Annotated in this window: 26 protein-coding genes; 17 read left to right on the top strand and 9 right to left on the bottom strand. The window is 67.1% G+C overall.

Going from position 1 to position 25,951, the window contains the following annotated elements; genetic code table 11:
• Nucleotides 1-2 precede the first annotated feature (2 nt).
• Nucleotides 3-1,496 carry an Asp-tRNA(Asn)/Glu-tRNA(Gln) amidotransferase subunit GatB gene (gene gatB, locus ACLBV5_RS01620; protein ID WP_447604629.1) on the top strand — a complete coding sequence of 498 codons (1,494 nt, stop codon included), beginning with the start codon at nucleotides 3-5 and terminating at the stop codon, nucleotides 1,494-1,496.
• 54 nt (nucleotides 1,497-1,550) lie between these two features.
• Here gatB and ACLBV5_RS01625 read toward each other — a convergent pair whose 3' ends face one another.
• Complete coding sequence (locus ACLBV5_RS01625; RefSeq protein WP_447604630.1) at nucleotides 1,551-2,246, bottom strand: pirin family protein; 696 nt, start codon at nucleotides 2,244-2,246, stop codon at nucleotides 1,551-1,553.
• A 171-nt stretch (nucleotides 2,247-2,417) separates the two neighbouring features.
• Between ACLBV5_RS01625 and serS the strand changes: the two genes are divergently transcribed.
• The 10 genes from serS to ACLBV5_RS01675 all read left to right on the top strand — a co-directional run bounded on the left by serS (nucleotide 2,418) and on the right by ACLBV5_RS01675 (nucleotide 11,443).
• Nucleotides 2,418-3,887, top strand: coding sequence for a serine--tRNA ligase (gene serS, locus ACLBV5_RS01630; protein WP_447604631.1), 1,470 nt, complete (start codon nucleotides 2,418-2,420; stop codon nucleotides 3,885-3,887).
• A gap of 160 nt (nucleotides 3,888-4,047) precedes the next feature.
• The gene (surE, locus tag ACLBV5_RS01635; RefSeq protein ID WP_253121051.1) at nucleotides 4,048-4,839 is read left to right on the top strand and encodes a 5'/3'-nucleotidase SurE; all 792 of its coding nucleotides are present in this window, start codon (nucleotides 4,048-4,050) and stop codon (nucleotides 4,837-4,839) included.
• Complete coding sequence (locus tag ACLBV5_RS01640) at nucleotides 4,836-5,480, top strand: protein-L-isoaspartate(D-aspartate) O-methyltransferase (RefSeq protein ID WP_003167066.1); 645 nt, start codon at nucleotides 4,836-4,838, stop codon at nucleotides 5,478-5,480. The genes surE and ACLBV5_RS01640 overlap by 4 nt, the downstream gene beginning before the upstream one ends.
• Before the next feature lie 116 nt (nucleotides 5,481-5,596).
• Nucleotides 5,597-6,667, top strand: a complete 1,071-nt coding sequence (locus ACLBV5_RS01645) for a peptidoglycan DD-metalloendopeptidase family protein (protein ID WP_447604632.1) — start codon at nucleotides 5,597-5,599, stop codon at nucleotides 6,665-6,667.
• Between the two features lie 147 nt (nucleotides 6,668-6,814).
• Entirely contained in the window at nucleotides 6,815-7,129 is a 315-nt protein-coding gene (gene yajC, locus ACLBV5_RS01650) for a preprotein translocase subunit YajC (RefSeq protein WP_025977114.1), read from the top strand.
• A gap of 48 nt (nucleotides 7,130-7,177) precedes the next feature.
• The gene (gene secD, locus ACLBV5_RS01655; RefSeq protein ID WP_447604633.1) at nucleotides 7,178-8,776 is read left to right on the top strand and encodes a protein translocase subunit SecD; all 1,599 of its coding nucleotides are present in this window, start codon (nucleotides 7,178-7,180) and stop codon (nucleotides 8,774-8,776) included.
• Nucleotides 8,776-9,768: a protein translocase subunit SecF gene (gene secF, locus ACLBV5_RS01660; RefSeq protein WP_447604634.1), complete on the top strand. Its 993-nt coding sequence runs from the start codon at nucleotides 8,776-8,778 to the stop codon at nucleotides 9,766-9,768. Before secD ends, secF begins: the two co-directional genes overlap by 1 nt.
• Before the next feature lie 105 nt (nucleotides 9,769-9,873).
• Entirely contained in the window at nucleotides 9,874-10,500 is a 627-nt protein-coding gene (locus ACLBV5_RS01665; RefSeq protein WP_447604635.1) for a squalene/phytoene synthase family protein, read from the top strand.
• A 63-nt stretch (nucleotides 10,501-10,563) separates the two neighbouring features.
• Nucleotides 10,564-10,881 carry an ArsR/SmtB family transcription factor gene (locus ACLBV5_RS01670; protein ID WP_025977110.1) on the top strand — a complete coding sequence of 106 codons (318 nt, stop codon included), beginning with the start codon at nucleotides 10,564-10,566 and terminating at the stop codon, nucleotides 10,879-10,881.
• Between the two features lie 28 nt (nucleotides 10,882-10,909).
• The gene (locus tag ACLBV5_RS01675; RefSeq protein WP_134580873.1) at nucleotides 10,910-11,443 is read left to right on the top strand and encodes a rhodanese family protein; all 534 of its coding nucleotides are present in this window, start codon (nucleotides 10,910-10,912) and stop codon (nucleotides 11,441-11,443) included.
• On the opposite strand, the gene ACLBV5_RS01680 is transcribed toward ACLBV5_RS01675, so the two are convergent.
• Complete coding sequence (locus tag ACLBV5_RS01680; protein WP_134580871.1) at nucleotides 11,440-11,931, bottom strand: MarR family winged helix-turn-helix transcriptional regulator; 492 nt, start codon at nucleotides 11,929-11,931, stop codon at nucleotides 11,440-11,442. The genes ACLBV5_RS01675 and ACLBV5_RS01680 overlap by 4 nt on opposite strands.
• Nucleotides 11,932-11,953: 22 nt before the next feature.
• Between ACLBV5_RS01680 and ACLBV5_RS01685 the strand changes: the two genes are divergently transcribed.
• Nucleotides 11,954-13,201, top strand: a complete 1,248-nt coding sequence (locus ACLBV5_RS01685) for an MFS transporter (RefSeq protein ID WP_447604636.1) — start codon at nucleotides 11,954-11,956, stop codon at nucleotides 13,199-13,201.
• Here ACLBV5_RS01685 and trmFO read toward each other — a convergent pair.
• Nucleotides 13,198-14,616: a methylenetetrahydrofolate--tRNA-(uracil(54)-C(5))-methyltransferase (FADH(2)-oxidizing) TrmFO gene (gene trmFO / locus ACLBV5_RS01690; RefSeq protein WP_303706197.1), complete on the bottom strand. Its 1,419-nt coding sequence runs from the start codon at nucleotides 14,614-14,616 to the stop codon at nucleotides 13,198-13,200. The genes ACLBV5_RS01685 and trmFO overlap by 4 nt on opposite strands.
• 109 nt (nucleotides 14,617-14,725) lie before the next feature.
• On the opposite strand from trmFO, the gene ACLBV5_RS01695 reads away from it, so the two are divergent.
• Complete coding sequence (locus ACLBV5_RS01695; RefSeq protein WP_447604637.1) at nucleotides 14,726-15,616, top strand: hypothetical protein; 891 nt, start codon at nucleotides 14,726-14,728, stop codon at nucleotides 15,614-15,616.
• 100 nt (nucleotides 15,617-15,716) lie between these two features.
• Here ACLBV5_RS01695 and uvrA read toward each other — a convergent pair whose 3' ends face one another.
• Nucleotides 15,717-18,656 (bottom strand): excinuclease ABC subunit UvrA, encoded by a 2,940-nt coding sequence (gene uvrA / locus ACLBV5_RS01700; RefSeq protein WP_447604638.1) that lies wholly within the window; start codon nucleotides 18,654-18,656, stop codon nucleotides 15,717-15,719.
• 96 nt (nucleotides 18,657-18,752) lie between these two features.
• A complete protein-coding gene (locus tag ACLBV5_RS01705; protein WP_029972482.1) occupies nucleotides 18,753-19,280 on the bottom strand; it encodes a group III truncated hemoglobin in 528 nt (175 codons plus the stop codon).
• A gap of 167 nt (nucleotides 19,281-19,447) precedes the next feature.
• On the opposite strand from ACLBV5_RS01705, the gene ACLBV5_RS01710 reads away from it, so the two are divergent.
• The gene (locus tag ACLBV5_RS01710) at nucleotides 19,448-19,585 is read left to right on the top strand and encodes a hypothetical protein (protein WP_167309460.1); all 138 of its coding nucleotides are present in this window, start codon (nucleotides 19,448-19,450) and stop codon (nucleotides 19,583-19,585) included.
• Nucleotides 19,551-21,152 (top strand): ABC-F family ATP-binding cassette domain-containing protein, encoded by a 1,602-nt coding sequence (locus ACLBV5_RS01715; protein ID WP_447604639.1) that lies wholly within the window; start codon nucleotides 19,551-19,553, stop codon nucleotides 21,150-21,152. Before ACLBV5_RS01710 ends, ACLBV5_RS01715 begins: the two co-directional genes overlap by 35 nt.
• On the opposite strand, the gene ACLBV5_RS01720 is transcribed toward ACLBV5_RS01715, so the two are convergent.
• Genes ACLBV5_RS01720 through ACLBV5_RS01735 form a run of 4 tightly spaced genes read right to left on the bottom strand, consistent with a single transcriptional unit; the run spans nucleotide 21,125 to nucleotide 24,637 of the window.
• Nucleotides 21,125-22,726 (bottom strand): EAL domain-containing protein, encoded by a 1,602-nt coding sequence (locus tag ACLBV5_RS01720; RefSeq protein WP_392353530.1) that lies wholly within the window; start codon nucleotides 22,724-22,726, stop codon nucleotides 21,125-21,127. The genes ACLBV5_RS01715 and ACLBV5_RS01720 overlap by 28 nt on opposite strands.
• A 47-nt stretch (nucleotides 22,727-22,773) precedes the next feature.
• On the bottom strand, nucleotides 22,774-23,214 hold the full coding sequence (locus tag ACLBV5_RS01725) for a flagellar basal-body protein FlbY (RefSeq protein WP_392353529.1): 441 nt from the start codon (nucleotides 23,212-23,214) through the stop codon (nucleotides 22,774-22,776).
• Nucleotides 23,211-23,519, bottom strand: a complete 309-nt coding sequence (locus ACLBV5_RS01730; RefSeq protein ID WP_392353527.1) for a rod-binding protein — start codon at nucleotides 23,517-23,519, stop codon at nucleotides 23,211-23,213. Before ACLBV5_RS01730 ends, ACLBV5_RS01725 begins: the two co-directional genes overlap by 4 nt.
• The gene (locus ACLBV5_RS01735; RefSeq protein ID WP_025977098.1) at nucleotides 23,519-24,637 is read right to left on the bottom strand and encodes a flagellar basal body P-ring protein FlgI; all 1,119 of its coding nucleotides are present in this window, start codon (nucleotides 24,635-24,637) and stop codon (nucleotides 23,519-23,521) included. Before ACLBV5_RS01735 ends, ACLBV5_RS01730 begins: the two co-directional genes overlap by 1 nt.
• A 183-nt stretch (nucleotides 24,638-24,820) precedes the next feature.
• Here ACLBV5_RS01735 and ACLBV5_RS01740 point away from each other — a divergent pair, with 183 nt between their 5' ends.
• Together ACLBV5_RS01740 and dksA are read left to right on the top strand one after the other, a co-directional pair.
• Nucleotides 24,821-25,249, top strand: a complete 429-nt coding sequence (locus ACLBV5_RS01740; protein ID WP_025977097.1) for a flagellar assembly protein FliX — start codon at nucleotides 24,821-24,823, stop codon at nucleotides 25,247-25,249.
• Between the two features lie 187 nt (nucleotides 25,250-25,436).
• The gene (gene dksA, locus ACLBV5_RS01745) at nucleotides 25,437-25,871 is read left to right on the top strand and encodes an RNA polymerase-binding protein DksA (RefSeq protein ID WP_082891449.1); all 435 of its coding nucleotides are present in this window, start codon (nucleotides 25,437-25,439) and stop codon (nucleotides 25,869-25,871) included.
• The last annotated feature ends 80 nt before the right edge of the window (nucleotides 25,872-25,951 follow it).

A 25,951-nucleotide genomic window follows, 5' to 3' on the forward strand; every position in this document is an offset into this window, starting at 1 on the left:
GCATGACTGAGAACTCCAAACTGATCCAGGGCCGCACGGGCGCTTGGGAAATCGTCATGGGTCTGGAGATCCACGCCCAGGTGGCCTCGAACGCCAAGCTGTTCTCGGGCGCGGCGGTCGGCTTCGGCGCCGGGCCGAACGAGCAGGTGTCGCTGATCGACGCGGGCTTCCCCGGCATGCTTCCGACCCTGAACAAATACTGCGTCGAGCAGGCGGTGAAGTCGGGCCTGGGCCTGCGCGCCCAGATCAATCTGAAGAGCCAGTTCGACCGCAAGAACTACTTCTATCCCGACCTGCCGACCGGCTATCAGATCAGCCAGCTGTATCACCCCATCGTCGGCGAGGGCGTGGTCGAGGTGGAGGCCGAGGACGGCAGCTTCTTCAACGTCGGCATCGAGCGCCTGCACCTGGAACAGGACGCGGGCAAGCTGATCCACGACCTGTCGCCGACGGAATCCTACGTCGACCTGAACCGGGCGGGCACGGCGCTGATGGAGATCGTCTCGCGCCCCGACATCCGCTCGCCGGAAGAGGCGGTCGCCTACGTCAAGAAGATCCGGACCATCCTGATCTACCTCGGCACCTGCGACGGCGACATGGAGAAGGGCAATCTGCGCGCCGACGTGAACGTGTCGGTCTGCCGCGCCGGCAACTACGACAAGTTCAAGGAAACGGGCGACTTCAGCTTCCTGGGGACGCGCTGCGAGATCAAGAACGTCAACAGCTTCCGCTTCATTTCTCAGGCGATCCAGTATGAGGCGCGCCGCCAGATCGAGATCCTCGAAGACGGCGGTTCGATCACGCAGGAGACCCGGCTGTTCGACGCGGTGAAGGGCGAGACCCGCTCCATGCGCTCCAAGGAAGAGGCGCAGGATTATCGCTACTTCCCCGACCCCGACCTGCTGCCGCTCGTGCTGGAACAGGTCTGGATCGACGAGATCAAGGCCAGCCTGCCGGAACTGCCGGACGACAAGCGCCGCCGCTTCATGAGCGAATACGGCCTGTCGCAATACGACGCGGGCGTGCTGATCTCGGAACAGGCCAAGGCCGACTATTTCGAGGCGGCCGCGAAAGGCCGCGACGCCAAGCTGGTGTCCAACTGGGTGACCAACGAGGTCTCGGCGCGTCTGGCGGCCGACAGCAAGGACTTCAGCGACAACCCGCTGCCCGCCGCCCATGTGGCCCAGTTGGTCGAGCTGATCGAGACGAACGTCATCTCGTCCAAGATCGCCAAGGAAGTGTTCGACCACGTCTGGAACGGCGAAGGCTCGCCCGCCGAGGTCGTCGAGAAGCACGGCTTGAAGCAGGTCACGGACACCGGCGCCATCGAGAAGGCGGTGGACGAGATCATCGCCGCCAACCCCGACAAGGCCGCCGCCGTCGCCGAGAAGCCTCAGGCCATCGGCTGGTTCGTCGGTCAGGTCATGAAGGCCACCGGCGGCAAGGCCAACCCGGCCGCCGTCAACGACATCCTGAAGGCCAAGCTGGGTCTCTGATCCGGCGGCTGATCCTGGGGGCCGTCGCTCCCAGGATCAGCGTCCTCGACAGGGTTACAGGCTGTCGACCATCACCAGTTCGGCGTCGGCCTTGGCCGTGATGGTGATCGTCGGCTCGTCGATGATGCCCGCGCCGTCGCGCGCGTTCAGCGTCGTGCCGTTGACCTCCACCTGACCCACGGCGGGGACCAGATAGGCGCGACGCCCGCTGGCCAGATCATAAGACAGGCTTTCGCCTGCCTTCAGCGTGGCGGCCAGCACCCTGGCGTCGGCGTTGGTCGTCAGCGCCTCGTCCGCCGGATCGCCCGAGGCGACGACGGTGAAACGGCCCGAACGGTCGCTTTTGGGGAACTCGCGTTGCCCCCACGACGGCTGGGCGCCCGGCCGATCCGTCTCGATCCAGATCTGGAACAGCGTCGTGAGCTCGTTCTCCATATTGTATTCGGCGTGACGCACGCCGGTCCCGGCGCTCATCACCTGAACGTCGCCCGCCCCGGTGCGGCCGGTGTTGCCCATCGAGTCCTGGTGGGTGATCGCTCCGGTGCGGACATAGGTGATGATTTCCATGTCGGCGTGCGGGTGGGGCGGAAAGCCCGACTGCGCGGCGATCTCATCGTCGTTCCAGACGCGAAGACGGCCCCAGCCCATGCGCTTCGGATCGTAGTAGTTGGCGAACGAGAAGTGATGCTTGGCGTTCAGCCAGCCGTGGTTGGCGCCGCCGAGGGTGTTGAAGGGTCTGACGTCGATCATTGTGCGCTCTCCGATTGTGCGCAGCCTGCGCCGCGCCGTTGGAAAACCATATAGGCAACTAAGACTGTTACGAAAAGGGGTCGCTGAAACCGGCCTCAGCATTTGCCCGACTCCGCGCGGGGCGCTACAGCCTTCGGCTCTCCTTCCCCTGAGCGCCGAAAGAGCGACGCCATGCACGATATCCGAGCCATTCGCGACAATCCCGAAGCCTTCGTTGCGGGCTGGTCGTCGCGCGGCGTGGATGACGCCGCCGATGTCGTCGCGCACATTCTGGCGCTGGACGTGGACCTGCGCGCCGCCCAGACACGCGGTCAGGACGCCCTTGCCAAACGCAACGCTGCTTCCAAGGCCATCGGCGCCGCCATGGGCAAGAAGGACATGGCCGAGGCCGACCGCCTGAAGGCTGAGGTCGAGGTCCTCAAGGGCGAGATCGCCGAGGCCGGTGAGGCCGAAACCGCCAAGGGCGCCGAACTGCGCGACCTGCTGGCCGGGCTGAAGAATCTGGCCGCCGCCGACGTGCCGGACGGCGAAGACGAGAACGACAACGTCGAGGTCCTGAAGTGGGGCGAACCCCGCACGACCGGCCCAGCCAAGGATCACGCCGATCTGGGCGAGGCCCTGGGCCTGCTGGACTTTGAAGCCGCCGCCAAGATGTCCGGCTCGCGCTTCGCCGTGCTGAAAGGCCAACTGGCGCGTCTGGAGCGCGCCATCGGCCAGTTCATGCTGGATACGCAGACCGACAAGCACGGGTATCAGGAAGTGAACCCGCCTTATCTGGTGCGCGACGAGGCGATGTTCGGCACGGGGCAGTTGCCGAAGTTTCGTGACGACCAGTTTCTAAGTTTCAACGGTCAGCAGACCGCTTCTGATTACGTATCAACTATCCAGCGCCACGCCTTCATGCGCATCTGGAACGGCAGTGCGGAGCACGGCGAGGAACTGATCCAGCGACAGGAAGCAGCAGAAAGCATCCTTGAAATCCCGGATGCGGAACTTGCTCAAATTTTCGATGCCCAGTCCGGTCGTTTCTGGCTCATCCCCACCGCCGAAGTGTCCCTGACCAACCTTGTGCGCGAGCAAATCCTGTCCGAGGACGAGGTCGCCCAGCCCATGCGCCTGACCGCCCTGACGCCCTGCTTCCGCGCTGAAGCCGGTTCGGCGGGGCGCGATACGCGTGGCCTGATCCGCCAGCACCAGTTCTCCAAGGTCGAGATGGTCTCCATCTGCCGCCCGGAGGATTCCGAGGCCGAGCACGAGCGTATGACGGGTTGCGCCGAGGCGGTGCTGCAGGCGCTGGAACTGCCCTATCGCAAGGTGCTGCTGTGCAAGGGCGACATGGGCTTCTCGGCGCAGAAGACCTATGACCTCGAGGTCTGGCTGCCTTCTCAGAACACCTATCGCGAGATCAGCTCCTGCTCCAACTGCGGCGACTTCCAGGCCCGGCGCATGGACGCCCGGTTCAAGCGCGCGGGCGAGAAGAAGACCGAATATCTGCACACCCTGAACGGCTCGGGCCTGGCGGTCGGCCGCACCCTGGTCGCGGTGATGGAGAACTATCAGCAGGAGGACGGCGCCATCGCGGTTCCGGTCGCCCTGCAGCCCTATATGGGCGGGTTGAAAGTGGTCGGGGGCGCTGCATGAACCCTTCTCCCCTCGGGGGAGAAGGTGGCGTGCGGAGCACGACGGTTGAGGGGGCTGTGTCCGCACTCTCGCCGGTCCGCCTCTTGAAACCTACCCCTCATCCGAGCGCCTGCGGCGCCCACCTTCTCCCCCAAGGGGAGAAGGCATACGAGTACGACGCATGAGAATTCTCCTTACCAACGACGACGGCATCGAGGCCGAGGGCCTAGCCTGCCTCGAGAAGATCGCCCGCACCCTGTCGGACGACGTCTGGGTCGTGGCGCCCCAGACCGAGCAGTCGGCCAAGGGGCGGGGCATCACCCTGACCGAGCCGCTGCGCGTCAACAAGCTGGGCGACAAGCGGTTCGCCGTGACCGGCACCCCGACCGACTGCGTCATCCTGGCCGTCAACGACATCATGCCTGACAAGCCCGACCTGGTGCTGTCGGGCGTCAATCGCGGCCACAACGTGGGCGAAGACGTCAGCTATTCCGGCACGGTGGCCGGCGCGCTGCAGGGCATGGCCTTCGGCATCCGCTCCATCGCCCTGTCGCAGTCGCTGGAGCGTTTCCACGACGACGTGGTGGCGCATTGGGAGACCGCCGAAGCTTTCGGTCCGGGCATCGTGGCTCGCCTGCTGGAGCAGAAATGGGGGGAGGGCGTGGTCATGAACGTCAACTTCCCGCGCCTGCCGCCCGAACTGGTCAAGTCGGTCGAGGTGACGCGTCAGGGCTTCCGCGACATCGGCGAGATGCACGCCATCCGCCGCACCGACCTGCGCGGCCGAGACTACTACTGGATGGCTTTCCGGGGCGCGCCGCAGGAGCACGCCGACGGCACCGACCTGCGCGCCATGGATGAAGGCCGCATCTCGGTCACGCCGCTGCACATCGACCTGACGCACATGCAGTCGGTCAACGACCTGAAGAAGGTGCTGGGCGGCGCTCCGCCCAAGGGGCCGCACGAGAAATGAGTCTCAGGGACGACCGCGCGGGCCGCTTGATCCTGTCGCTGCGGCGTCAGGGGGTGACGGACGCGCGGGTTCTGAAGGCAATGGAATCCATCGACCGCGCCGTCTTCGTCCATGAGAAATTCCTCGATCAGGCGTGGGAGGATCAGGCCCTGCCGATCGACTGCGCCCAGACGATCAGCCAGCCCTATATTGTCGGCCTGATGACCCAGGCGCTGGACGTCCAGCCGCGCCACCGGGTGCTCGAGATTGGGACCGGCAGCGGGTATCAGTGCGCTGTGCTCAGCCGCATGGCGCGCTTCGTCTACTCGGTCGAGCGTTATAAGAGCCTCTTAACTGAGGCCGAGAACCGACTGAAAATCCTCGGCATCGACAATGTCTTCACTCGCCACGGCGACGGCGGGCAGGGCTGGCCGGAACAGGCGCCGTTCGACCGCATCATGGTGACGGCGGCCTCGCCGCACGAGCCGACCGAACTGCTGAAACAGCTGAAGCCCGGCGGCGTTCTGGTCGCTCCGGTCGGCCGCACCTCGGTGCAGATGCTGAACCGCTACACCGGCCAGCCGGACGGCAGCTTCCAGCGCGAAAGCCTGTGCGAAGTCCGCTTCGTGCCCCTGGTCGAAGGGACGGCGAAAGAGGGCTGAGGAGCGAAATCTCACCGCTCCATTAACCTTTCCGCCCCACTTTTGCGCGGGTTAGCGGGTTGGATTCTCCGACGGGTCGGGGCAAACCGACAAGCATGGTTAATACGGAGAGACGCATGAGCGGCTTCACAGGCTGGATCAGGGCGGCGGCGGTCGTCGGCGGGGCGCTGGCGGTCACGGCCTGTTCGACCTATCCGAGCGAGCCGCGCTATTCGACCCGGCCGATGGGGGCGGGCGGCTATCCGCAGCCGCAAGGCCAGCAGCCGGGCGCCTATCCGAACAATCCCTATTATCAGCCGGCGCAACCGCAGCAGCCCGTACAACCGCCGATCGAAGAAGGGCCGCGCGCTCCGGCGGGCAATATCGAGGGCGGCGGCCTGCCGCCCCCTGGCGGTCCGGCCTATCCGTCGACCGGCGCGCCGGTCACGGTGACGCCGCCCCCCGCCGCCGGCAATCCCGCCATGCCGGGCGCGACTTATGTCATTCAGCTTGGCGATACGATTTCGGGGGTCGGCCGACGCTTCCGTACGCCGGTTCAGATTCTGATCGACCTGAACGGCCTGGGGCCGCGCGGCGCCATTTCGGCCGGACAGCGCATCATCCTGCCTGACAGCGCCGTGGACGGGGGCTCCGACCCCTACGCGACCGGCCCGTCGCCGGTCGGCGTCCGCACGCCGAACAACGGCATGGCCCCGCCACCGCCTCCGCCGCCCAGCGGCAACGCGCCCCTGCCGCCGCCGCCGACGCGCGCGCCTGCGGCCACGGCCCCGACGGCTCCTGCAACCCCCATCGGCCAGCCGCTGGCCCTGCAATGGCCAGTGCGCGGCGACATCCTGCGTCGCTTCGGCCCGGTGGGCATGGGCGAGCGCAACAACGGCATCAATATCGGCGCCTCGGCGGGAACCGAGGTCAAGGCTTCGGCCGACGGAACCGTGGCCTATGTCGGCGACGATATCGTGGGGCAGGGGCTGACGGTCCTGATCGTTCACCGCGACGGCTGGCGCACGGTCTACGGCCATCTGGGCTCCGCCACCGTGCGCGACGGGGCGCAGGTGCGGGCCGGCCAGGCCATCGGCACAGTCGGCCTGACCGCCGGCGACGGCCGTCCCTCGATCCATTATGAAGTGCGCCAGATGCGCGGCGATGATCCGGTCGCGCTGGACCCTCTGACGGTCCTGCCGCGCTGAGGATGTGAAATGAGGCGTCCGGGCGGCTGCGTCCGGACGTTCTTGTCATCAGGTCGCGTTGCAAAACGGCCCGGCGCACCCTAGTTTCCGCGCCTTGATTTCGAAGGGCCCCCAATGAAGGCGCGGCCCGCGTCGGGGAGTTTCCTAATGACTGCAGCCCAAGACGGCGGCCTGATGGCTCTTGTCGTTCAGATCGCGCCGATCGTCGCGATCTTCATCCTGTTCTATTTCCTGATGATCCGCCCGCAGCAGAAGCGGATGAAGGCGCATCAGGCCCTGATCGCTGGCGTGAAGCGCGGCGACGAGGTCGTCCTGTCCAACGGCATGGTCGGCAAGGTCACGCGCGTCGAGGACGCCGAGGCCATGGTCGAAATTTCGCAGGGCGTGAACGTCCGCGTGGTCAAGGCGATGATCGCCGAGGTGCGCAACCGCACCGCCATCGCCGCCAACGACAAGGGCTGATAGCCTCGCCTCGGCGCGGCGCGCGCCGGCCCTGAAGAGAACCGAGACATGATTCAGCTTTCACGCTGGAAGATCACCCTGGTCGCGCTATCGCTCGTCCTCGGGTTGTTCCTGGCCTACCCGAGCGTGCTGTCGCCGGCGCAGCGCGAGGCTCTGCCGAGCTGGCTGCCGAGCAACGGCCTGAACCTGGGCCTGGACCTGCAGGGGGGCTCATATCTCCTGCTCGAGGTCGACGTGCCCGAGATGCGCGAAAAGCGCGTCTCCAACCTGATGGAAGACGTTCGCGTCTCCCTCCGCGAAGACCAGGTCAACATCGTCGGCATGCAGCGCGAACCGGGCGGGGTCGTCGTCACCGTCGCCGAGGGCGCCGCCTATGACACGGCGTTCAACACCCTGCGGACCATGGCTCAACAGGGCATGGGCGCGACCGGTCAGCCCGACCGCGTGGCGACTAAGCTGGGCGGAGGCCGTATTCGTTACGCCTTCACCGAAGCCGCTCTGAACAGCATGGGCGCCACGGCGGTCGATCAGTCGATCGAGGTGGTGCGTCGCCGTCTGGACAGCTCGGGCACCAAGGAAATCGCCATCACCCGTCAGGGTGCCGACCGCATCGTCGTCCAGGCGCCGGGCCAGAGCGATCCGGCCGAGCTGGAGCGCCTGGTCGGTCAGACGGCCCAGCTGACCTTCCAGATGGTCGACACCTCGCCGACGGGCCTGAACGACGCCCTGGCCGGCCGCGTGCCGCCGGACGCCGAACTTCTGACCGACGACCAGGGCACGCCTTACCTGGTCAAGAAGCGCATCCTGGTGTCGGGCGAGAACCTGACGCGCGCCGGCATCGGCACGGACCAGAACCAGCGCACCGCCATCGACTTCCAGTTCGACGGCCAGGGCGCCCGCCGCTTCGCCGAGGCCACCTCGCAGAATCTCGGCAAGCCCTTCGCCATCGTCCTGGACGGCAAGGTGATCTCGGCCCCGACCATCCAGTCGGCCATCACCGGCGGCAGCGGACAGATCACAGGCAGTTATACGATCGCCTCGGCTTCGGAGCTGGTGAACCTGCTGAACGGCGGCGCCCTTCCGGCCCCGCTGAACGTCGAAGAGCGCCGCGTCGTCACCGCCGAACTGGGCGCCGACGCCGTGGCCGCAGGCGCCCTGTCGACCGCCCTGGGCTTCGTCGTCATCGTCGTCTTCATGATCCTGGCCTACGGCTTCCTGTTCGGGGGCGTGTCGGTCATCGGCCTGATCCTGAACGGCATCCTGATCGTCGCGGCCATGTCGTTGACCCAGGCGACGCTGACCCTGCCCGGCATCGCCGGTCTGATCCTGACCTTCGCCGTCGCCGTTGACGCCAACGTACTGATCTATGAGCGGATGCGTGACGAAGCGCGTCAGGGACGCTCGGTCGTGGCCTCGATGGATGCCGGGTTCAACCGCGCCATGGGCACCATCGTCGACGCCAACCTGACCACCCTGGTCGCGGCTTTGATCATGTTCATGTTCGGCGCCGGCCCCGTGCGGGGCTTCGCCTGGACGCTGACCATCGGTGTGTTCACCTCGGTCTTCTCATCCGTCCTGGTCGCCCAGGTCCTGCTTGGTTACTGGCTGAAGGTCGCCAAGCCCAAGAAACTGCCGATCGCGGAGTGATGTCGATGAACGGTTGGCCTATTATCAAACTACTGCCGCACAAGACGAATTTTCAGTTCGTCAAATACGCCAAGGGCTTCGCCGTACTGTCGGCGATCCTGACGGTGGCGGCGATCATCGGCTGTTTCTATCCCGGCCTGAACCTCGGCATCGACTTCCGCGGGGGCGCCTCGATGGAGGTCGCCAAGCCTGCCGGTCAGGTGCTTGAGCTGGACAAGCTGCGCGGCTCGGTCAGCGGACTGGATCTGGGCGACGTGCAGGTGCAGGGGATCGCCCGACGCGACACCAACCTCGATGACGGCTCGACCGCCATCGTTCGCTTCCAGGTGCCGCCGGACCAGGACCAGACTGCCGTCGTCGAGAAGGTTGAAACCGCCATCAGCGACGCCGTCGGCCAAGTCACCTATTCCGGCGTCAGCGTCGTCGGCTCCAAGGTCTCGGGCGAACTGCTGACCAATGGGGTCCTGGCCCTGGTGTCGGCCGTGGTGCTGATGTTCCTCTACATCGCCTTCCGCTTCCCCTGGCAGTTCGGCATCGGCGCCGTGGCGGGGCTGCTGCACGACGTGGCCCTGACGTTCGGCCTCATCGTCGCCCTGCGCATGGAGTTCAGCCTGAACTTGGTCGCGGCCCTGCTCACGGTCATCGGCTATTCGATGAACGACACCGTCGTCGTGTTCGACCGCCTGCGCGAAAACCTTCGCAAATATAAGACCATGCCGCTGCGTGACGTGATCGACCTGTCGATTAACGAGACCTTGTCGCGGACCATCATCACGGGCCTTACGACCGTGATCGTTCTGATCGTCCTAGCCGTTTTCGGCGGCGAGGCCCTGCGCGGCTTCTCCATCACCCTGGCCTTCGGCGTGATCATCGGCACCTTCTCGTCCATCTATGTGGGCGCGCCGATCATCCTGCTGTGGGGCGTGGACCGCAGCGGCGGCGGCAAGGCTGACGCCACTCCGGTCAAGCTGGGCATGGCCAGCCGGCCGTAAACAGCTCTAACGGCTTACTGATCACGGCCCGTCTTCCGCAGGGGAGGCGGGCCGTGTGCATTCCGGGCTTGATGCCCCCGCCTCAATGGCCGAAGGGCCGTCGCCATGACTGTTGATCTTGACGCCCAGGTTCGCGCCGCCGACCTCGACCGCTGGCTGGCCAGCCGCTTCGTGTCCGATGAAAAGGCGCGCGCCGATCTGATCGCGCTGTACGCCTTCGAGGCGGAACTGATGGCCATTCCCACGCGCGTGACCCAGCCGCTGTTGGCCGAGATGCGTTACGCCTGGTGGTCGGAACAGATGGACGGCGTCTTCTCCGACACGCCGCGTCTGGGTCACCCCGTGCTGGAGGCGCTGACGGCGGCGGTCGGGCGTCATGGTCTGGAGCGCGCGCCGTTCGATGCGCTTATCGAGGCCCACATCGGCCGGGTGCATGGCGAGCCGCACGATCTGGACGCCTTCTACATCGGGCCGATGCAGGGGGCGGTGCGGATCCTCGCAGGGCAGGGGCATGAGGCGGCGGCCGCGGCCGCTGGTCGCGTGCGCGCACTGGCCCAGACCGGACAGGTCGATCACGCGCGCGCTTCCCGCCGCGACGCTAACAAGGCCCTGCGCGCCTTGCCTGCCGCCGCTTTTCCGGCCGTGGCCTCCGCCGCTCTGATCAAACCGGATGCGCCGGAGCCGTTCAAGCGGCTGCGTCTGTTCTGGGCGGTGCTGCGCGGCCGGATCTGAGCGGCGCGTGCCGTGTTCCATATTAGACATTGCTAATTTAGAATCATGGCATATATTCGGGCCATGGTTGATCTCGAACTTATGGGACTGGAGCGTTTTCAGGCCAACGCGGGCGACGCCTCGCGGCTGCTGAAGGCGCTGTCCAATGAGCACCGCCTGATGATCCTCTGCCAGATCGGTGAGGGAGAACGTCAGGTCGCCGACCTGCAGGTCGGCCTGTCGCAATCGGCCCTGTCCCAGCATCTGGCGCGCCTGCGCGACGACGGCCTGGTCAGCGCGCGCAAGAGCGGCACCGCCGTCTTCTATCGCATCGCCGACCCCGCCGCCCTGAAGGTGATCGCCGTCCTGGCCGAGATCTTCTGCCCGCCTGAGGCGCATTGAGCGCCGCCGCTTCCTCAAGGATTTTACGATGAACCCGCTGGTTTCCCTTTCCCCCGCCGATGTCGCCGCTCGCCTGAAGGCGGGCGCGGCCGTGCTGATCGACGTGCGCGAGCCTGACGAACATGCGCGCGAACACATCGCCGGCGCCGTAACTGCGCCCCTGTCCGCTTTTGAAAGCGCCGATCTCAGCCTCAAGCCCGGCAAGGACGTCATCTTCATGTGCCGCAGCGGCAACCGCACGGCCGGCAACTGTGATCGTCTGGCCGCCCGCATCGACGGCCCGTCGCACGTTCTGGCGGGCGGTCTGGACGCCTGGAAGAAGGCGGGCCTGCCGGTCGTGGCCGACCGCAAGCAGCCGCTGGAGCTGATGCGTCAGGTGCAGATGGCGGCGGGCGGACTCATCCTGCTGGGCGGGGCGCTGGGCGTCATGGTCCATCCCGGCTTCTGGGGGATCAGCGCCTTTGTCGGGGCTGGCCTGTTCGTGGCCGGGGCGACCGGCTTCTGCGGCATGGCGCGGCTGCTGGCGGTCATGCCCTGGAACCGTCGGATGAAGCGGGCCTAAGCCTCGACCGTCGCAATCAACCGCGCGAGCAGGGCGCCCAGCGCGGCCTGCTCTTCGCGCGACAGATCGGCCAGGATGGCCTGACTTTCCGCCATGTGCAGCGGCATCATGGCCTCGATCAGATCGAATCCCTTGGGCGTCAGCCGGACCAGTGAGGCGCGGCGGTCGCCGGGGTGGGGCGTGCGCTCGATCAGGCCGGATTTCTGCAACCGATCCAGCCGCGCCGTCATGCCGCCGGACGACATCATCGTCGCCTCATAGAGGGCGGTCGGCGTCAGACCGTCGGGCGAAGGCGCACGACGCAGCGTCGCCAGCACATCGAACTCGCCATGCTGCAGCCCATAGCGCGCATACAACGGGGCCTGCCGCTCGCGCGCGACCAGGATGGACGCCTCATGCAGACGGCCCAGCGTCTCCATCGCCAACAGGTCCAGGTCTGGGCGCGCAACGGCCCACTGGGCGGCGGCGCGGGCGGCGCGATCGGTCATTGCCTTGACATCAAGATATTCGATGTCGAGATACTATCGCCTTCTGCTGCCGGAGTCATCTCGGATGGATCAGTCGAACGCCTCGCCGCCGTCGCGCGGCGCGGGCCTGTTGTTGATCGCGGCGATCTTCGCCCTGGCGCTGAACCTGCGCCCGGCGATGGCGGCGGTCGGGCCGCTGCTCGACCTGATCGAGGCGACGACTGGCATGGATTCGACCACGGCCAGCCTGCTGACCACCCTGCCGGTGGCGATGATCGGCGTCGGAGCTCTGTCGATCCGCCCCTTGCGACGCCGTCTGGGCGAGCGGATGGGCATACTGCTCGGCGCCGTTCTCATCGCCCTGGCCTGTCTGGCTCGCTGGCCGTTCAGCAGCGCGGGCGGACTGATCCTCAGCGCCGTGGTGGTCGGCGTCGGCGTGGCCCTCATTCAGGCCCTGGCGCCCGTCGTCATCAAGCGCGCCTTTCCGACGCGGTTCGGTACGGTGATGGCCGTCTATACGACCGGCATCATGGGCGGCGCCGCCGTGGCGGCGGCGACGGCGGCGGGCTTCGCCGAGGCGTTCGGTTGGGCCGTCGCGCTGGCGCTATGGTCGGTTCCGGCCCTTGCCGCGGCCGTCGTCTGGCTCATCGCCTCGCGCACCCCGGCCGCCGAAGAACCGAACCGCCTGGCCGTGGCCGAAGGGACCGATCCCGAGGTTCCGTTCTGGAAACAGCCCCGCGCCTGGGCGCTGGTTCCCATTCTGGGGCTGGGCACCTCGGCCTATACGCTCGTGCTGGCCTGGTTGCCGCCCTACTATGTCGACATGGGGCAGGCGAGGGCGACGGCGGGATTCCTGCTCAGCGGCATGACGGGCGCCGAGGTGCTGGCGGGCGTGCTGGTGTCGCTGTTCATCGCGCGCTTTCCCGACCGGCGCGGGCCGATGCTGCTGGCCGTGGCCCTGGCCCTGATCGGTCTGGCCGGACTGGTGCTGACGCCGGTCAGTCTGGCGGTCCCGGTCATGCTGCTGCTGGGTCTGGGGATCGGCGCCGTCTTTCCCCTGACCCTGATCCTGGCGATGGACCAGATCGACGACCCGGTGCGCTCCGGAGACCTTCTCGCCTTCGTTCAGGGCGGCGGCTACATCATCGCCAGCCTGTCGCCGCTGGCGGCCGGGCTGCTGCGCGACCGGCTGTCGGACCTCAGTCAGGCCTGGATGCTGATGGGACTGGGCCTTCTGGTCATGGCCGCAATGACCCTGACCTTCCGCCCCGGCGGCGCCAAGCTGCGTTAGGCCGCGGCGTCGCGCCAGGCCTTCAGCGCCTCGATGGCGCGAATGCTCTGCAGGCGCTTCTTGGCGCGGCCGCGCTCCTTGGGATGGATGCGCTTGCCTTCCTCATCGACCTTGGGCGCCTCCAGCGGCGGCAGCAGGCCGTAGTTGATGTTCATCGGCTGGAACTTCGACCCTTCCAGGTGCCCGCCGGTGATGTGCTCGACCAGGGCGCCCATGGCCGTTTCCGGCGGCGGCGGGGCCAGATCGCGCCCCAGCGCCTGAGCGGCGGCCAACCGGCCCGTCAGCAGGCCCATTGACGCGCTCTCGACATAGCCCTCGACCCCCGTCACCTGACCGGCGAAGCGCAGGCGCGGCAGAGCCTTCAGCCGCATCTGCTTGTCCAGCAGCTTGGGGCTGTTCAGGAAGGTGTTGCGGTGCAGGCCCCCCAGACGCGCGAACTGGGCGTTCTCTAGACCGGGGATCATGCGGAAGACGTCGGTCTGCGCCCCGTACTTCAGCTTGGTCTGGAAGCCGACCATGTTGAACAGGGTGCCCAGCGCATTGTCCTGACGCAGTTGCACGATGGCGTACGGCTTGACCGTCGGGTTGTGCTGGTTGGTCAGGCCGACCGGCTTCATCGGGCCGTGACGCAGGGTCTCGCGCCCGCGCTCGGCCATGACCTCGATCGGCAGGCAGCCGTCGAAATAGGGCACGTTCTCCCATTCCTTGAAGTCAGCCTTGGGGCCGTCCAGCAGGGCGTCGATGAAGGCCTCGTACTGCGCCTTGTCCATCGGACAGTTGACGTAGGCCGCCTTGTCGCCGCTGGGCCCTTCCTTGTCATAGCGCGACTGACGCCAGGCCACGTCGAAGTTGATGCTGTCGGTGTGGATGATCGGGGCGATGGCGTCGAAGAAGCTGAGGCTCTCTTCGCCCGTCGCCTTCAGGATCGCCTCGGCCAGTGCGGGCGAGGTCAGCGGCCCGGTGGCGACGATCACATTATCCCACTCTTCGGGCGGAATGCCTGCGATCTCCTCGCGCACGATGGTCACCAGCGGGTGCGCTTCCAGCTTGGCCGTCACCGCGTCCGAGAAGGCGACGCGGTCGACCGCCAGCGCGCCGCCCGCCGGCACCTGATTGGCGTCGCCGCAGGCCATGATCAGGCTGTCCAGCGCCCGCATCTCGGCGTGCAGCAGGCCGACGGCGTTGAACTCCCAGTCGTCCGACCGGAACGAGTTTGAGCAGACCAGCTCTGCCAGGCCCGTCGTGTGGTGGGCGTCGGTGCGCACCTGTTCCGGTTCGTCCCGGCGCATTTCGTGCAGGATGACGGGCACGCCCGCCTGGGCGATCTGCCAGGCTGCTTCGGATCCGGCGAGGCCGCCGCCGATGACGTGCACAGGCGCGGGGACGGGGCGGGGAGTAGAGGACGCGTTCGACATGGCGGCCTTCTAGCCGGGCGACGCAGTCCTGTCATGCGGCGCCTGTCGTGGTCGGCGCTGTCGCATGGGCTGCGGCTGCGTTAAGCTGATCAGGAATCGAGGAGCCAGCATGAGTTTCAACGCCACAGAGTCCGCCTTCGAAGGCTTCCGCCTAGCGCGGCGGGCGCCGCTCGCCATCCTGGCCTGGGCGGGCGCCTATGTCGCCTTCTTCCTGGTCTTCTTCGCTGTGGCGGGTGGGAACCTCGTCAACATCATCAGCCTGGCCGAACGGGTCGAGCAGAATCCGTCGCCGTCAATGAGCGACCTGACCATGCTGGGTCAGGCCTACGGCGCCATGATGGGGCTGGCCCTGCCGCTGTCGCTGTTGTTCGGCGCCGTGCTCGCTACGGCGGTCGCGCGCTCGGTCATCCGGCCGCAGGACAAGCGTTTCGGCTATCTGCGTCTCGGCCGAGAAGAACTGCGCGTTCTGGGCGCGACCCTGTTGGTCGCCGTTCTGATGTTCGTCGTGACGATGGGCGGCGCCTTGGTTGTCGGCGTGCTGGCCGGAATGGCCGCCGGTACGGGGGCGTCATGGCTGCTAATTCCCGCTGTCCTGGGCGGGCTGGCGATTGTTGCGGTCGCCATCTGGCTGGCTGTGCGACTCAGCTTGGTCGTGCCTGTGACCTTCGCCGAGCAGAAGATCGCCATCAAGGAAAGCTGGACCATGACCAAGGGCCGTTTCTGGCCGCTGTTGGGTATGGCGATCCTGGCTGGGATCATGTCCATTCTGGTGGGCTTGCTGGGCTCCATCGTTATCGCTCCGCTGAACCTGATTTTCGGCGGCCTGAACAGCCTGATCGGCGCCGAGACGACCAATGTCGTTGCGCTGGTCGCCCGGTTCTGGCCGGCCCTGCTGATCTGGGGCGTGGTCAACGCACTGCTGTCCGCCGCGCAGGCGGCCATCATCTACGCGCCCTTCTCGTCGGCCTATCTCGGCCTGAAGGGCCAGACGCGCGTCTGACCAGGCGGCATCGCTGAACGAAAAACGCCGCGCTCCGACAGGGGCGCGGCGTTTCTGTTTTTTAGGGTCCCGCACAAGCGGCGAGCGGATCGGCAGCCGTTCAGGCGGTTTTGCGCGCCTTGGCGCGCTTGGCGGGCGCAGGCTCGGCGGTCAGGGCTGCGACGCGGCCCTTGCGACGCTCCTCGTGCCGGTCCAGCACCTCCTTCAGATAGCGGCCGGTCCAGCTGGCGGGGTTCTCGGCGACCTGTTCCGGCGTGCCGACGGCGACGATCTCGCCCCCGCCGTCGCCGCCCTCGGGACCGAAGTCCAGCAGGTGGTCGGCGACCTTGATGACATCCAGGTTGTGCTCGATCACGACGATGGTGTTGCCGTTCTCGACCAGCTCCTGCAGCACCTCCAGCAGCTTCCTCGTATCCTCGAAATGCAGGCCGGTCGTCGGCTCGTCGAGGATGTACAGCGTCTTGCCAGTCGCCCGTTTCGATAGCTCCTTCGACAGCTTGACCCGCTGGGCCTCGCCGCCGGACAGGGTGGTGGCGGGCTGGCCGACCTTGACGTAGCCCAGGCCTACGCGCTCCAGCGTCAGCATCTTGTCGCGGATTGACGGCACCGCGGTGAAGAAGCGCGCCGCCTCTTCGACCGTCATGTCCAGAACGTCGGATATGCTCTTGCCCTTGAAGACGATTTCTAGCGTTTCGCGGTTGTAGCGTTTGCCCTTGCAGACGTCGCAGGTGACATAAACGTCGGGCAGGAAGTGCATCTCGATCTTGATGACGCCGTCGCCCTGACAGGCCTCGCAGCGGCCGCCCTTGACGTTGAAGCTGAAGCGGCCGGGGCCATAGCCGCGCGCCTTGGATTCCGGCAGGCCCGCATACCAGTCGCGGATCGGTCCGAAGGCGCCGGTATAGGTGGCCGGGTTCGAGCGCGGGGTTCGGCCGATCGGCGACTGGTCGATGTCGATGACCTTGTCGAAATGCTCGAGCCCCTCGATCCGGTCGAAGGGGGCGGGGGCGTCGGACGCATTGTTCAGACGCCGTGCGGCGGCCTTGTACAGCGTCTCGATGGTGAAGGTCGACTTCCCGCCGCCCGACACGCCGGTGACGCAGGTGAAGACGCCGACCGGGATCTCGCCCGTGACGTTCTTCAGGTTGTTGCCTGTGGCGCCCGAGACTTTCAGCATCCGCTTGCGGTCGATGGGGCGGCGTCCCTCTGGCGGCAGTTCGATCTCGCGCGCCCCGGTCAGGTATTGGCCGGTCAGGGAGTTTGGATTGGCCATGACCTCGGCAGGCGTACCCTGGGCGCAGACCTCGCCGCCGTGGACGCCGGCGGCCGGGCCCATGTCGATGACGTAGTCGGCCGTCAGGATCGCCTCTTCGTCATGCTCGACCACCAAGACGGAGTTGCCGAGGTCGCGCAGCCCCTTCAGGCTGTCCAGCAGGCGGGTGTTGTCGCGCTGGTGCAGGCCGATGGACGGCTCGTCCAGCACATAGAGGACGCCGGTCAGGCCCGAACCGATCTGCGAGGCCAGTCGGATGCGCTGGCTCTCGCCGCCCGACAGGGTGCCGGACGAGCGCGACAGGTTGAGATAGTCGAGCCCGACGTTGTTCAGGAACCGCAGCCGGTCGGTGATCTCCTTCAGGATGCGCCGAGCGATCTCGACCTGCTTGTCGGTCAGCGCCTCTTCCAGGGTCGAGAACCACAGGAAGGCCTTGGAGATCGACAGGTTGGAGATGTCGGCGATGTCCTCGCCGCCGACCTTGACCGCCAGGGCCTCGGGCTTCAGGCGCTTGCCGCCGCAGACCTCGCACGGGGTTTCGGACTGATAGCGGCCCAGTTCCTCACGCACCCAAGCGCTGTCGGTCTCGCGCCAGCGGCGCTCAAGGTTCGGCAGCACCCCCTCGAATGGCTTGGAGACCTCGTATTTGCGGGCGTTGTCGTCATAGACGAACTTGATCTTGTCGCCGCCCGAGCCGCGCAGGATGACGGCCTGCGCCTTCTCCGGCAGGTCGCGCCACGCCTTGTCCATCGAGAAGCCGTAGTGCAGGGCCAGCGACTGCAGCGTCTGCGTATAGAGCGGCGAGGGACCGCGCGCCCACGGCGCCACCGCTCCCTTGTGCAGGGTCTTGTCGCGGTCGGGGATTACCAGATCGGCGTCGAAGGCCAGCTTGACGCCCAGACCGTCGCACGCCGGACAGGCGCCGAACGGATTGTTGAACGAGAACAGCCGCGGCTCGATCTCGCTGATGGTGAAGCCCGAAACAGGGCAGGCGAACTTCTCGGAAAAGACGATCCGGCGCGGCTCTTCGCCCTCGGGCGCCTTGGCCCATTCGGCGGTGGCGATGCCGTCGGCCAGAGCCAGAGCGGTCTGGATGCTGTCGGCATAGCGCGGCTCAAGACCTTCTTTGGTTACAATGCGATCGACGACGATGTCGATGTCATGCTTGAACTTCTTGTCGAGCGCGGGGGCGTCCTCGATGGCGTAGAACTCGCCGTCGATCTTCAGCCGCTGGAAGCCCTGACGCTGCCACTCGGCCATCTCCTTCTTGTACTCGCCCTTGCGGCCGCGCACGACCGGGGCCAGCAGCAGGATGCGCTCGCCGTCGGGCAGGGCGGTCAGCTTGTCCACCATCTGGCTGACGGTCTGGCTCTCGATCGGCAGGCCCGTGGCCGGCGAATAGGGCACGCCCACGCGCGCCCAGAGCAGACGCATGTAGTCGTGGATTTCGGTGACGGTGCCGACGGTCGAGCGCGGGTTCTTGGACGTGGTCTTCTGCTCGATGGAGATGGCCGGGGACAGGCCCTCGATCAGGTCCACGTCCGGCTTGCCCATCAGCTCCAGGAACTGGCGCGCATAGGCCGACAGGCTCTCGACATAGCGCCGTTGCCCCTCGGCGTAGATGGTGTCGAACGCCAGCGAGGATTTGCCCGACCCCGACAGGCCGGTCATGACCACCAGCTGCTCGCGCGGAATGTCGAGATCGACGCCTTTGAGATTGTGCTCGCGGGCGCCGCGAACGCGAATGAAGTTATGCTTTTCGGTCATGGAATCCGGGAACGCGGAAGACCCCGAAACGGTCCGGGGCGACGACGCTATATGGGGATCAATTCGTCCGATACAGCAAGAACAATATAAGAACTTTTAGCCGACTTCCGGCGCCCACGGCGTTTCCGGTCGTCGATAGCGTTCGCCGGGACCGACCATCACGCCGTTGGCGTTGGCGACGCCCAGTTCCAGGCTTTCGGCGATGCGGCGGGCGCGGACGACGAAGTGTTCGGCGGCGACGGGCGGGCACAGCTCATGCGCAGTCGCCTCGAACAGCTTCAGCCAGTGATCGAAGTGGCGGGCGTCGATCGGCAGGGGCAGGTGCTTCGGCATGGGCCGCCCCTGATAGACGCCGGTCGACAGGGCCACGGACGACCAGAACAGCTTCATCTGCGCCAGGTGCGGACCCCAGTCGTCGATGCGCTCGGCGAAGATCGGACCTATGAAGTCATCCTCACGCACCTTGGCGTAGAAGCCTTCGACCAGGGCGTCGATCATGGCCTCGTCGATGCCGGTCTCGGCGCGGATGCGGGCCACGGCGGCTTCGCGGCGGGCGGCGGCCTCGGCCCGGTCCGGCGCGGGACGGTCGATGCGGAAGGCGAGGGTGCGCTCGGGCGTGTCCATGTCCGCCAACATAGGAAGCGACGCTTGCAAAGGCCATGACGCGGATTGTCCAAGGCGGTCCTTCACGTCGCGGAGTGAAAGCGGAGCCGCAGTTTTGGGGTTGCGTTACGAAACGTCCGTCCCCATCCTTCACTCAGCCAACGCATCAGTGAGGAGGCACGACGATCATGATCAGCACTCTGGAAATCGGTTTCGCCCTTTCCATGCCGCTGCTCGCGCTCGCCTATGTCCTCGCTCAACCCAAGCCCAAACCGGTCCGCGTCCGCACTCGTGACGCTCAACGGCGTCGCGGCCCGCACGCCTGACGGCCGAGGCCTCTTCGACAATCTGACGCTCGCCTTCGGGCGCGAACGCACGGCCGTCGTGGGGCGCAACGGCGTGGGCAAGACCACGCTGCTTCGCCTTGTCGCCGGTCTGTCTGAGCCCGCCGAGGGTTCGGTCACGCGCGTCGGAAGCGTCGGCTGGCTGGCGCAGGCCCAGACGCCGGCCGACGACGAAACCATCGCCGATACGCTGGGCGTCGCCGGGTGTCTGGCGATTCTGCAACGCGTTCTGGCGGGCGACGGTTCGCTGGACGACATGGCCGAGGCGGACTGGACGCTGGAAGAGCGGATGCAGACCGCTCTGGCCGAGGTCGGTCTGGCTGTCCTGCCGCTGGATCGGCGCACCGCCGACCTGAGCGGCGGGGAGCAGACGCGCCTGCGCTTGGCGGGGCTGAAGCTGGCCGCGCGGGATCTGCTGGTTCTGGACGAGCCCACCAATCATCTGGACGCCGAGGCCCGCGCCATGATCGCCGATGTCGTGGGCGACTGGCCGGGCGGGGTGGTGCTGGTCAGTCACGACCGCGCCCTGTTGCGGCGCGTGGATCGCATCGTGGAGCTTTCCAGTCTGGGCGCGCGGGTGCATGGCGGCGGCTGGGATCTCTTTATCGAGCGCCGCGACGCCGAACGGGCCGCCGCTGAACGCGACCTGGAACAGGCCGAGCGCGCCATCGGCCGGGTGCAGCGCGAAACCCAGATGGCGCAGGAGCGTCAGGCCCGGCGCGATCGCACAGGCAAGGCGGCGCGCGCCAACAACTCCGATCCCAAGATCCTGCTCGACGCCCAGGCCCAACGCGCCGAGGAATCCGGCGCGCGCGGCCAGCGGCTGGCCGAACGCAAGCGTCAGGCCGTCGAGGCTGACCTGGCTCAGGCGCGCGAACGGGTCGAGCGGGTGCGACAACTGGCGCTGTCCATGCCCTCCACAGGCCTGCCGGCCGGCCGAGTGGTGCTGAACCTGACCGAGGCGGTCGTGACCGTCGAGGACGACCGTCGCCTGCTGGGACCGCTCTGCCTGCGTCTGACCGGGCCTGAGCGCGTCGCCGTCGTCGGCCCCAACGGCGCCGGTAAGACGACGCTGTTGAAGCTGATCGCGGGATTGATCGAGCCCTCGTCGGGCAGCGTGGAACGGCCGGTTCGCGCCGCCCTGCTGGATCAGCAGGCGAACATGCTGAAGGCTGACGAAACCCTGGTCGAGGGCTGGCTGCGGCTGAACCCGCAAGGGACGCCCAATGCGGCGCGGGCGGCGCTGGCGCGTTTTCTGTTTCGCAATGTGCAGGCGGATCGGCGCGTCGGCGAACTGTCAGGCGGAGAGCGGCTGCGCGCGGCACTGGCCTGCGTCATGACGGGCGCCCAGCCGCCGCAGCTGCTGGTGCTGGACGAGCCGACCAACCATCTGGACATCGACGCCGTCGAGGCGGTGGAGGCGGCGCTGTCAGGCTATGACGGCGCTCTGGTGGTGGTCAGCCACGACGTTGATTTCATTCAGAACCTCCGCGTCGATCGGACCATCGTGCTGAAGTCAGGTCAGCTCCAGCCTTCGACCACGCCCTGACGGCGTCCGCGGATCGCCGGGGTGTTCAGCACGGTGCGCGGTTCGGCCTCGGCCCGCCCGAACAGCCACCCCTGGCCGTGGGTGACGCCCAGATCGCGCAGGGCGTCGGCGACCTCATCCGTCTCGATCATCTCGGCGATGGTCTCCAGTTCCAGCGAGCCGCAAAGCTCGACCAGATGGGCGACCATCGTGCGGGTGCGGGCGTCGATGTCGATATCGCGCACCAGACCTCCGTCGATCTTCACCGCATCGACCGACAGGCCCCGCAGATAGTCGAAGGAGGCCGAACCCGCCCCGAAATCGTCTATGCAAACCTTGATCCCGGCGTTGCGCAGGGCTCCGAGCCGTCGGTCCGCGGCGGCCAGATCGGCCAGTGCGGCGGTCTCCGTCACCTCGACCATCAGACGCCGCCGATCCTCGGGCGCTGAGGCGGTCATCTTCATCAGGGCGGCGACATAGGCGTCGTTGGCCAGCGAGGCGCCCGATACATTCACGGCGATCTTCAACAGACCCCCGCCCGGTTCGCGCAGCCGTCGAACGGCTTTTTCCGCAACCACCAGATCGAAGCCGTCGATCAGGGCCAGTTCCTCGGCCATGCGGATGGCGGCGGCGGGCCCCGATCCCTTGCCGAAGCGCGCCAGAGCCTCGAAATGGTGCACGGCTCGCGTCTTCAGGTCGACGATCGGCTGATAGTAGAGGGCGAACTCCCGGTCGCGCACGATGCTGCGGAAACGGTCCGCGTCCGCCAGCGTGCGTTGCAGGGAATCGGCGAAGGACAGCTCCGGCTGGTCCAGCCCGCCTTCCTTCAAGCAGCCTTCGATGGCGAACCGCATGGCGCGCAGCGCCGAGGCGGAGTCCCGGCCCAAACCGGCCTGGCTGGCGACGGCGCTCAGGGCCACGCCTTCCGCCTCACCGGCCATCCGCATCTCATTGGCCAGGTCGCGTTGATCGTCCGCCTGACGGATCAAGGCGTAGCGATCCGTCGTCAGTCGGCCCGCGCTGGCCCCGTCGTGCGACGCGGCGCTGAGCGTTGCGCCGATACGGCTGTGGATCCGCTGCAGGGTCGGCGCGTCTACGCCCTCCAGGCCGCTCAGATCGATAAAAGCCAAAGCCAGACGCTGCAGGGCGTCCGCATCTCCGCCGGCCAGGGTCGCGCGGGCATGGCTCAGAAACCCCTCAGCATCCGGCGGCGGGGCGCCGATCTCAAGCGGCCCCCCATCGACGAGGAAAGGCTCGCCTTCATAGGACAGGGCGCACGACCGGGCCGGGGCGATGTCGGGCAGGGCGAAGGCGCGCAGGGTCGCGCGACGCATCCGGCCGTCGCCGCAGTCCACCAGGACCTCGGTCGCGGGGCCGCGCCGACCCGGGCTCAGGCCGTCCAGCAGGGTCTGCAGCGCCGCGGCGCTGTTGATCGACAAACGCTCGCTGAAGGGTTGGCCGACCCAGGCGGCCGTCTGCTGTCCCGCCACAGCGCCCGAGCCGAGCGCAAAGCGAACCACCCCATGTTGATCGACTTCGATCAGGGCGTCGGCGGCGGCGAAAGCCAGTCCGAGCAGGCGAGGGGTCAGGGTCATGCCGAATTCATAGAATGGAGGCCGTTAAAGAAAGGCGACGCCGCGCCTCAGGCCGTGCGATTCAGCGCCACCGCCCGGCCGTCTCCCTGCATCGCCTGACCGGAGGCGCCGTAGCCGACCCCCTGCGCGCGGGCGCCCGCCACCTCGGCGGCGATGGTGCGCACCAGTCCCTCAGAAATCTGACGGGCCGCCTCCACGGTCACGGCGTGCTCGGCCAGGATGGATTCAAAGGCTTCCGTGGCCTCGATCAGCGCGCGGCGGTCAGCCTCTGGCGCGGCGGCGATGGCGGCCGGATTGGCCTTCACCTGGGCCGACTCGCGCCGATAGAGGTTCGCCATCTCCTGCGTTTGGGCCATGCCCTCGCTCAGGTCCTGGGCGCGGTGGGCGCGCAAGGCGTCCATTTCCAGCGACAGCCGGTCGGTCAGGTCGCGGGTCAGGCGCGTCAGGTGCTGCACGCGTAGGGCGGCGGTCTCGACATCGGCGGTCATGCGCCTTGCTCCTGCATCTTGATCATCTGCGCCAGAACGCTGTCGGCCAAGCCGACGCCGCCGGCTTTCACCGTCTGCTGCGCCATCGCGTCCACCAGAAAGCCGCGCCAGGCGGCTTCGCCTGCGCCGCCGCCGAACGGCGCCTCGGTGCTCAGGCCCTCGAACATGGGCTTCATCATCTGCGACAGGAAGTTGGCCTCAAAGGCCTCTGCCGTGCGGCGCAGGCCTTCCAGGTTCTTCGGCTGGCCGGGCAGGGCCGAGGCGGGATCGCGCAACAGGTCGGGAGAGGCGGCGAGGGGGCTCATCAGATCACCTCGATTTCGGCCTGGAGGGCCCCGGCGGCCTTGATGGCCTGCAGGATGCTGATCATGTCGCGCGGGCTGACGCCCAGCGCATTCAGGCCATTAACCAGCGTCGACAGAGAGGTGGAGCCGCCCACCAGCCGCATTTCGCGACCTGCGTCTTCGCTGATGCTGACATCCGACTGCGGCACCACGACAGTCTGGCCGCCGCGGCTGAACGGCTCGGGCTGGCTGACCATCGGCGTTTCCTGCACCGACACGGTCAGATTGCCCTGCGCCACGGCGACGGTGGAGATCCGCACGGCCTCGCCCATGACGATCACGCCGTTGACCTCGTCGATGATGACCCTGGCCGGGGAATCGATCTGGACCGGCAGATTCTCGACCCGGCTCAGGAAGCCCGCCATGCCGAAGTTCTGAGGCGCGCGAATAGCGACGACCGTGCCGTTCTCGGCGAAGGCGGTCTGGGGGTAGGTCTCATTGATGGCGGCGGCGATGCGCTGGGCCGTGGTGAAGTCCGGGTTGCGCAGGGTCAGCCGCACCGAAGGCATGGACGCCAGGTCAAAGCCGGTCTCGCGCTCAACCACCCCGCCCGAGGCGATGCGGCCCGCTGTGGGCACGCCGCGCGTGATCGACGACCCGGACGATCCCGAGGCCGAAACCGCGCCCGTCTGCACCGCCCCCTGCGACACGGCGTAGACCTCGCCATCGGCGCCTTGCAGGGCCGTGACCAGCAATGTCCCGCCCAACAGGCTCTTGGCGTCGCCCATCGCCGAGACGCTGACGTCGAGTCGCGAGCCCGGCGTGGCGAAGGGCGGCAGCTCGGCTGTAACCATGACCGCCGCCACATTCTTGGTGTTCAGGTTGGCGCCCCGGATGTTGACGCCCTGGCGCTCCATCATCCCCTCCAGCGATTGGCGGGTGAAGGGCGAGTTGCGGACGCTGTCGCCGGTGCCGTTCAGCCCGACCACCAGCCCATAGCCGACCAGCTGGTTCGAGCGGACGCCCTCGATCGAGACGATGTCCTTGATGCGCGACTGGGCCTCTGCCGCGCCGGGCGCGACGGTGAGGGCGACGGCCGCAATGGCCGGGGCGATAAGGGCGGTAAGCAACTTCTGCATGCGACGGACGTCCCTGCGTGAGCGTTCGCCATTAACCATGCGAGGATCGTGCCGCTTGAAAACATAAGCAATTACAACGATTGCTGGCTTACGCTCGGGCGCCTGCGGGCAGGATTTGCCTAGCCGTTAACCAAGAGTTCAGCCCCTGCCGTCAAGGTGGCGGCGTAGAAGGAGACGTCTTGCATGAAGGTCACCGGACCCTTGGGCGCCGCTTCAACGCCGACCACACGACCTGCGGCTCGCGCCGCCGGCGGTTTCGCCCTGCCGGCCACGGGCGGCGCGGCCGCCTCAGCGCAGGCCGGCGCGACATCCTCCGCCTCGGGCGTGGCGGGCGCCGCAGCCCTGATGGCGCTCCAGGGCGTCGAGGATCCGACCGAGCGTCGGCGCCGCGCCATCCGTCGCGGCTCCGGCCTGCTGGACCGTCTGGACGAACTGAAGCTGGCACTGCTGGGCGGTCAGGACGGCGGGGCGGCTCTGAGCCGTCTGGCCCGCGATATTCGGGAACAGCGTGACGAAGAGGTCGAGCCGGGTCTGACCGCCGTGCTGGACCAGATCGACCTGCGCGCCTCGGTGGAATTGGCCAAAGCGGAAATGAGCCGCATTCGCGCCTAAAGGCGACGAAACTTCAGTCTTTTATCGTCCAAGATCGGCTTTGTGAGGATAATTCGTCACACTACCTCAGGGTGAATGCAGCTTAGCCATATCACGGAAACGCGAACGCCATTGCCGCGACTCTTGCCCTTGCCTATACGGCCCATGCGCCGCAGGGGGGCGCGATAGGGAAATGAGTGTGAGTGCGATGACCGCATTGGCCTCTGTAGTGTCTGGGGACGCGGCTGTTTATCGGCCGTCCGACGACGAACCGTTCATGAACGAGCGGCAGGTCGCCTATTTCAAGAACAAGCTCCTGGCCTGGAAGGACGATATCCTTCGTGAATCGAAGGGTACGGTCACCAATCTGAAAGCCGAGACCGAAAACCACCCCGACCTGGTGGACCGGGCCTCGTCGGAATCGGATCGTGCGCTGGAACTTCGGACCCGTGACCGTCAACGCAAGCTGATCTCCAAGATCGATGAGGCCCTGCGCCGGATCGAGGACGGCTCCTACGGCTATTGCGAAGACACCGGCGAGCCGATCGGCCTGGGACGCCTTGAGGCCCGCCCGACCGCCACTCTGTCGGTCGAGGCGCAGGAGCGTCACGAACGCCGCGAGCGGGTCCACCGCGACGACTGACGTCTTTACGGGCGGTTCGGCTTGACTTGAGCGGACGGCGGCGCGACCAAGCCGCCTTCCTATCGAGGTCGTTGATCCCC

This window comes from Brevundimonas sp. M1A4_2e (assembly GCF_053345555.1).

Excerpts from the sequence above, each read along its gene's own strand:
- gatB (WP_447604629.1), top strand. The coding sequence starts at position 3 with ATGACTGAGAACTCCAAACTGATCCAGGGCCGCACGGGCGCTTGGGAA.
- ACLBV5_RS01625 (WP_447604630.1), bottom strand. The coding sequence starts at position 2,246 with ATGATCGACGTCAGACCCTTCAACACCCTCGGCGGCGCCAACCACGGC.
- serS (WP_447604631.1), top strand. The coding sequence starts at position 2,418 with ATGCACGATATCCGAGCCATTCGCGACAATCCCGAAGCCTTCGTTGCG.
- surE (WP_253121051.1), top strand. The coding sequence starts at position 4,048 with ATGAGAATTCTCCTTACCAACGACGACGGCATCGAGGCCGAGGGCCTA.
- ACLBV5_RS01640 (WP_003167066.1), top strand. The coding sequence starts at position 4,836 with ATGAGTCTCAGGGACGACCGCGCGGGCCGCTTGATCCTGTCGCTGCGG.
- ACLBV5_RS01645 (WP_447604632.1), top strand. The coding sequence starts at position 5,597 with ATGAGCGGCTTCACAGGCTGGATCAGGGCGGCGGCGGTCGTCGGCGGG.
- yajC (WP_025977114.1), top strand. The coding sequence starts at position 6,815 with ATGACTGCAGCCCAAGACGGCGGCCTGATGGCTCTTGTCGTTCAGATC.
- secD (WP_447604633.1), top strand. The coding sequence starts at position 7,178 with ATGATTCAGCTTTCACGCTGGAAGATCACCCTGGTCGCGCTATCGCTC.
- secF (WP_447604634.1), top strand. The coding sequence starts at position 8,776 with ATGTCGATGAACGGTTGGCCTATTATCAAACTACTGCCGCACAAGACG.
- ACLBV5_RS01665 (WP_447604635.1), top strand. The coding sequence starts at position 9,874 with ATGACTGTTGATCTTGACGCCCAGGTTCGCGCCGCCGACCTCGACCGC.
- ACLBV5_RS01670 (WP_025977110.1), top strand. The coding sequence starts at position 10,564 with ATGGTTGATCTCGAACTTATGGGACTGGAGCGTTTTCAGGCCAACGCG.
- ACLBV5_RS01675 (WP_134580873.1), top strand. The coding sequence starts at position 10,910 with ATGAACCCGCTGGTTTCCCTTTCCCCCGCCGATGTCGCCGCTCGCCTG.
- ACLBV5_RS01680 (WP_134580871.1), bottom strand. The coding sequence starts at position 11,931 with ATGACCGATCGCGCCGCCCGCGCCGCCGCCCAGTGGGCCGTTGCGCGC.
- ACLBV5_RS01685 (WP_447604636.1), top strand. The coding sequence starts at position 11,954 with ATGTCGAGATACTATCGCCTTCTGCTGCCGGAGTCATCTCGGATGGAT.
- trmFO (WP_303706197.1), bottom strand. The coding sequence starts at position 14,616 with ATGTCGAACGCGTCCTCTACTCCCCGCCCCGTCCCCGCGCCTGTGCAC.
- ACLBV5_RS01695 (WP_447604637.1), top strand. The coding sequence starts at position 14,726 with ATGAGTTTCAACGCCACAGAGTCCGCCTTCGAAGGCTTCCGCCTAGCG.
- uvrA (WP_447604638.1), bottom strand. The coding sequence starts at position 18,656 with ATGACCGAAAAGCATAACTTCATTCGCGTTCGCGGCGCCCGCGAGCAC.
- ACLBV5_RS01705 (WP_029972482.1), bottom strand. The coding sequence starts at position 19,280 with ATGGACACGCCCGAGCGCACCCTCGCCTTCCGCATCGACCGTCCCGCG.
- ACLBV5_RS01710 (WP_167309460.1), top strand. The coding sequence starts at position 19,448 with ATGATCAGCACTCTGGAAATCGGTTTCGCCCTTTCCATGCCGCTGCTC.
- ACLBV5_RS01720 (WP_392353530.1), bottom strand. The coding sequence starts at position 22,726 with ATGACCCTGACCCCTCGCCTGCTCGGACTGGCTTTCGCCGCCGCCGAC.
- ACLBV5_RS01725 (WP_392353529.1), bottom strand. The coding sequence starts at position 23,214 with ATGACCGCCGATGTCGAGACCGCCGCCCTACGCGTGCAGCACCTGACG.
- ACLBV5_RS01730 (WP_392353527.1), bottom strand. The coding sequence starts at position 23,519 with ATGAGCCCCCTCGCCGCCTCTCCCGACCTGTTGCGCGATCCCGCCTCG.
- ACLBV5_RS01735 (WP_025977098.1), bottom strand. The coding sequence starts at position 24,637 with ATGCAGAAGTTGCTTACCGCCCTTATCGCCCCGGCCATTGCGGCCGTC.
- ACLBV5_RS01740 (WP_025977097.1), top strand. The coding sequence starts at position 24,821 with ATGAAGGTCACCGGACCCTTGGGCGCCGCTTCAACGCCGACCACACGA.
- dksA (WP_082891449.1), top strand. The coding sequence starts at position 25,437 with ATGACCGCATTGGCCTCTGTAGTGTCTGGGGACGCGGCTGTTTATCGG.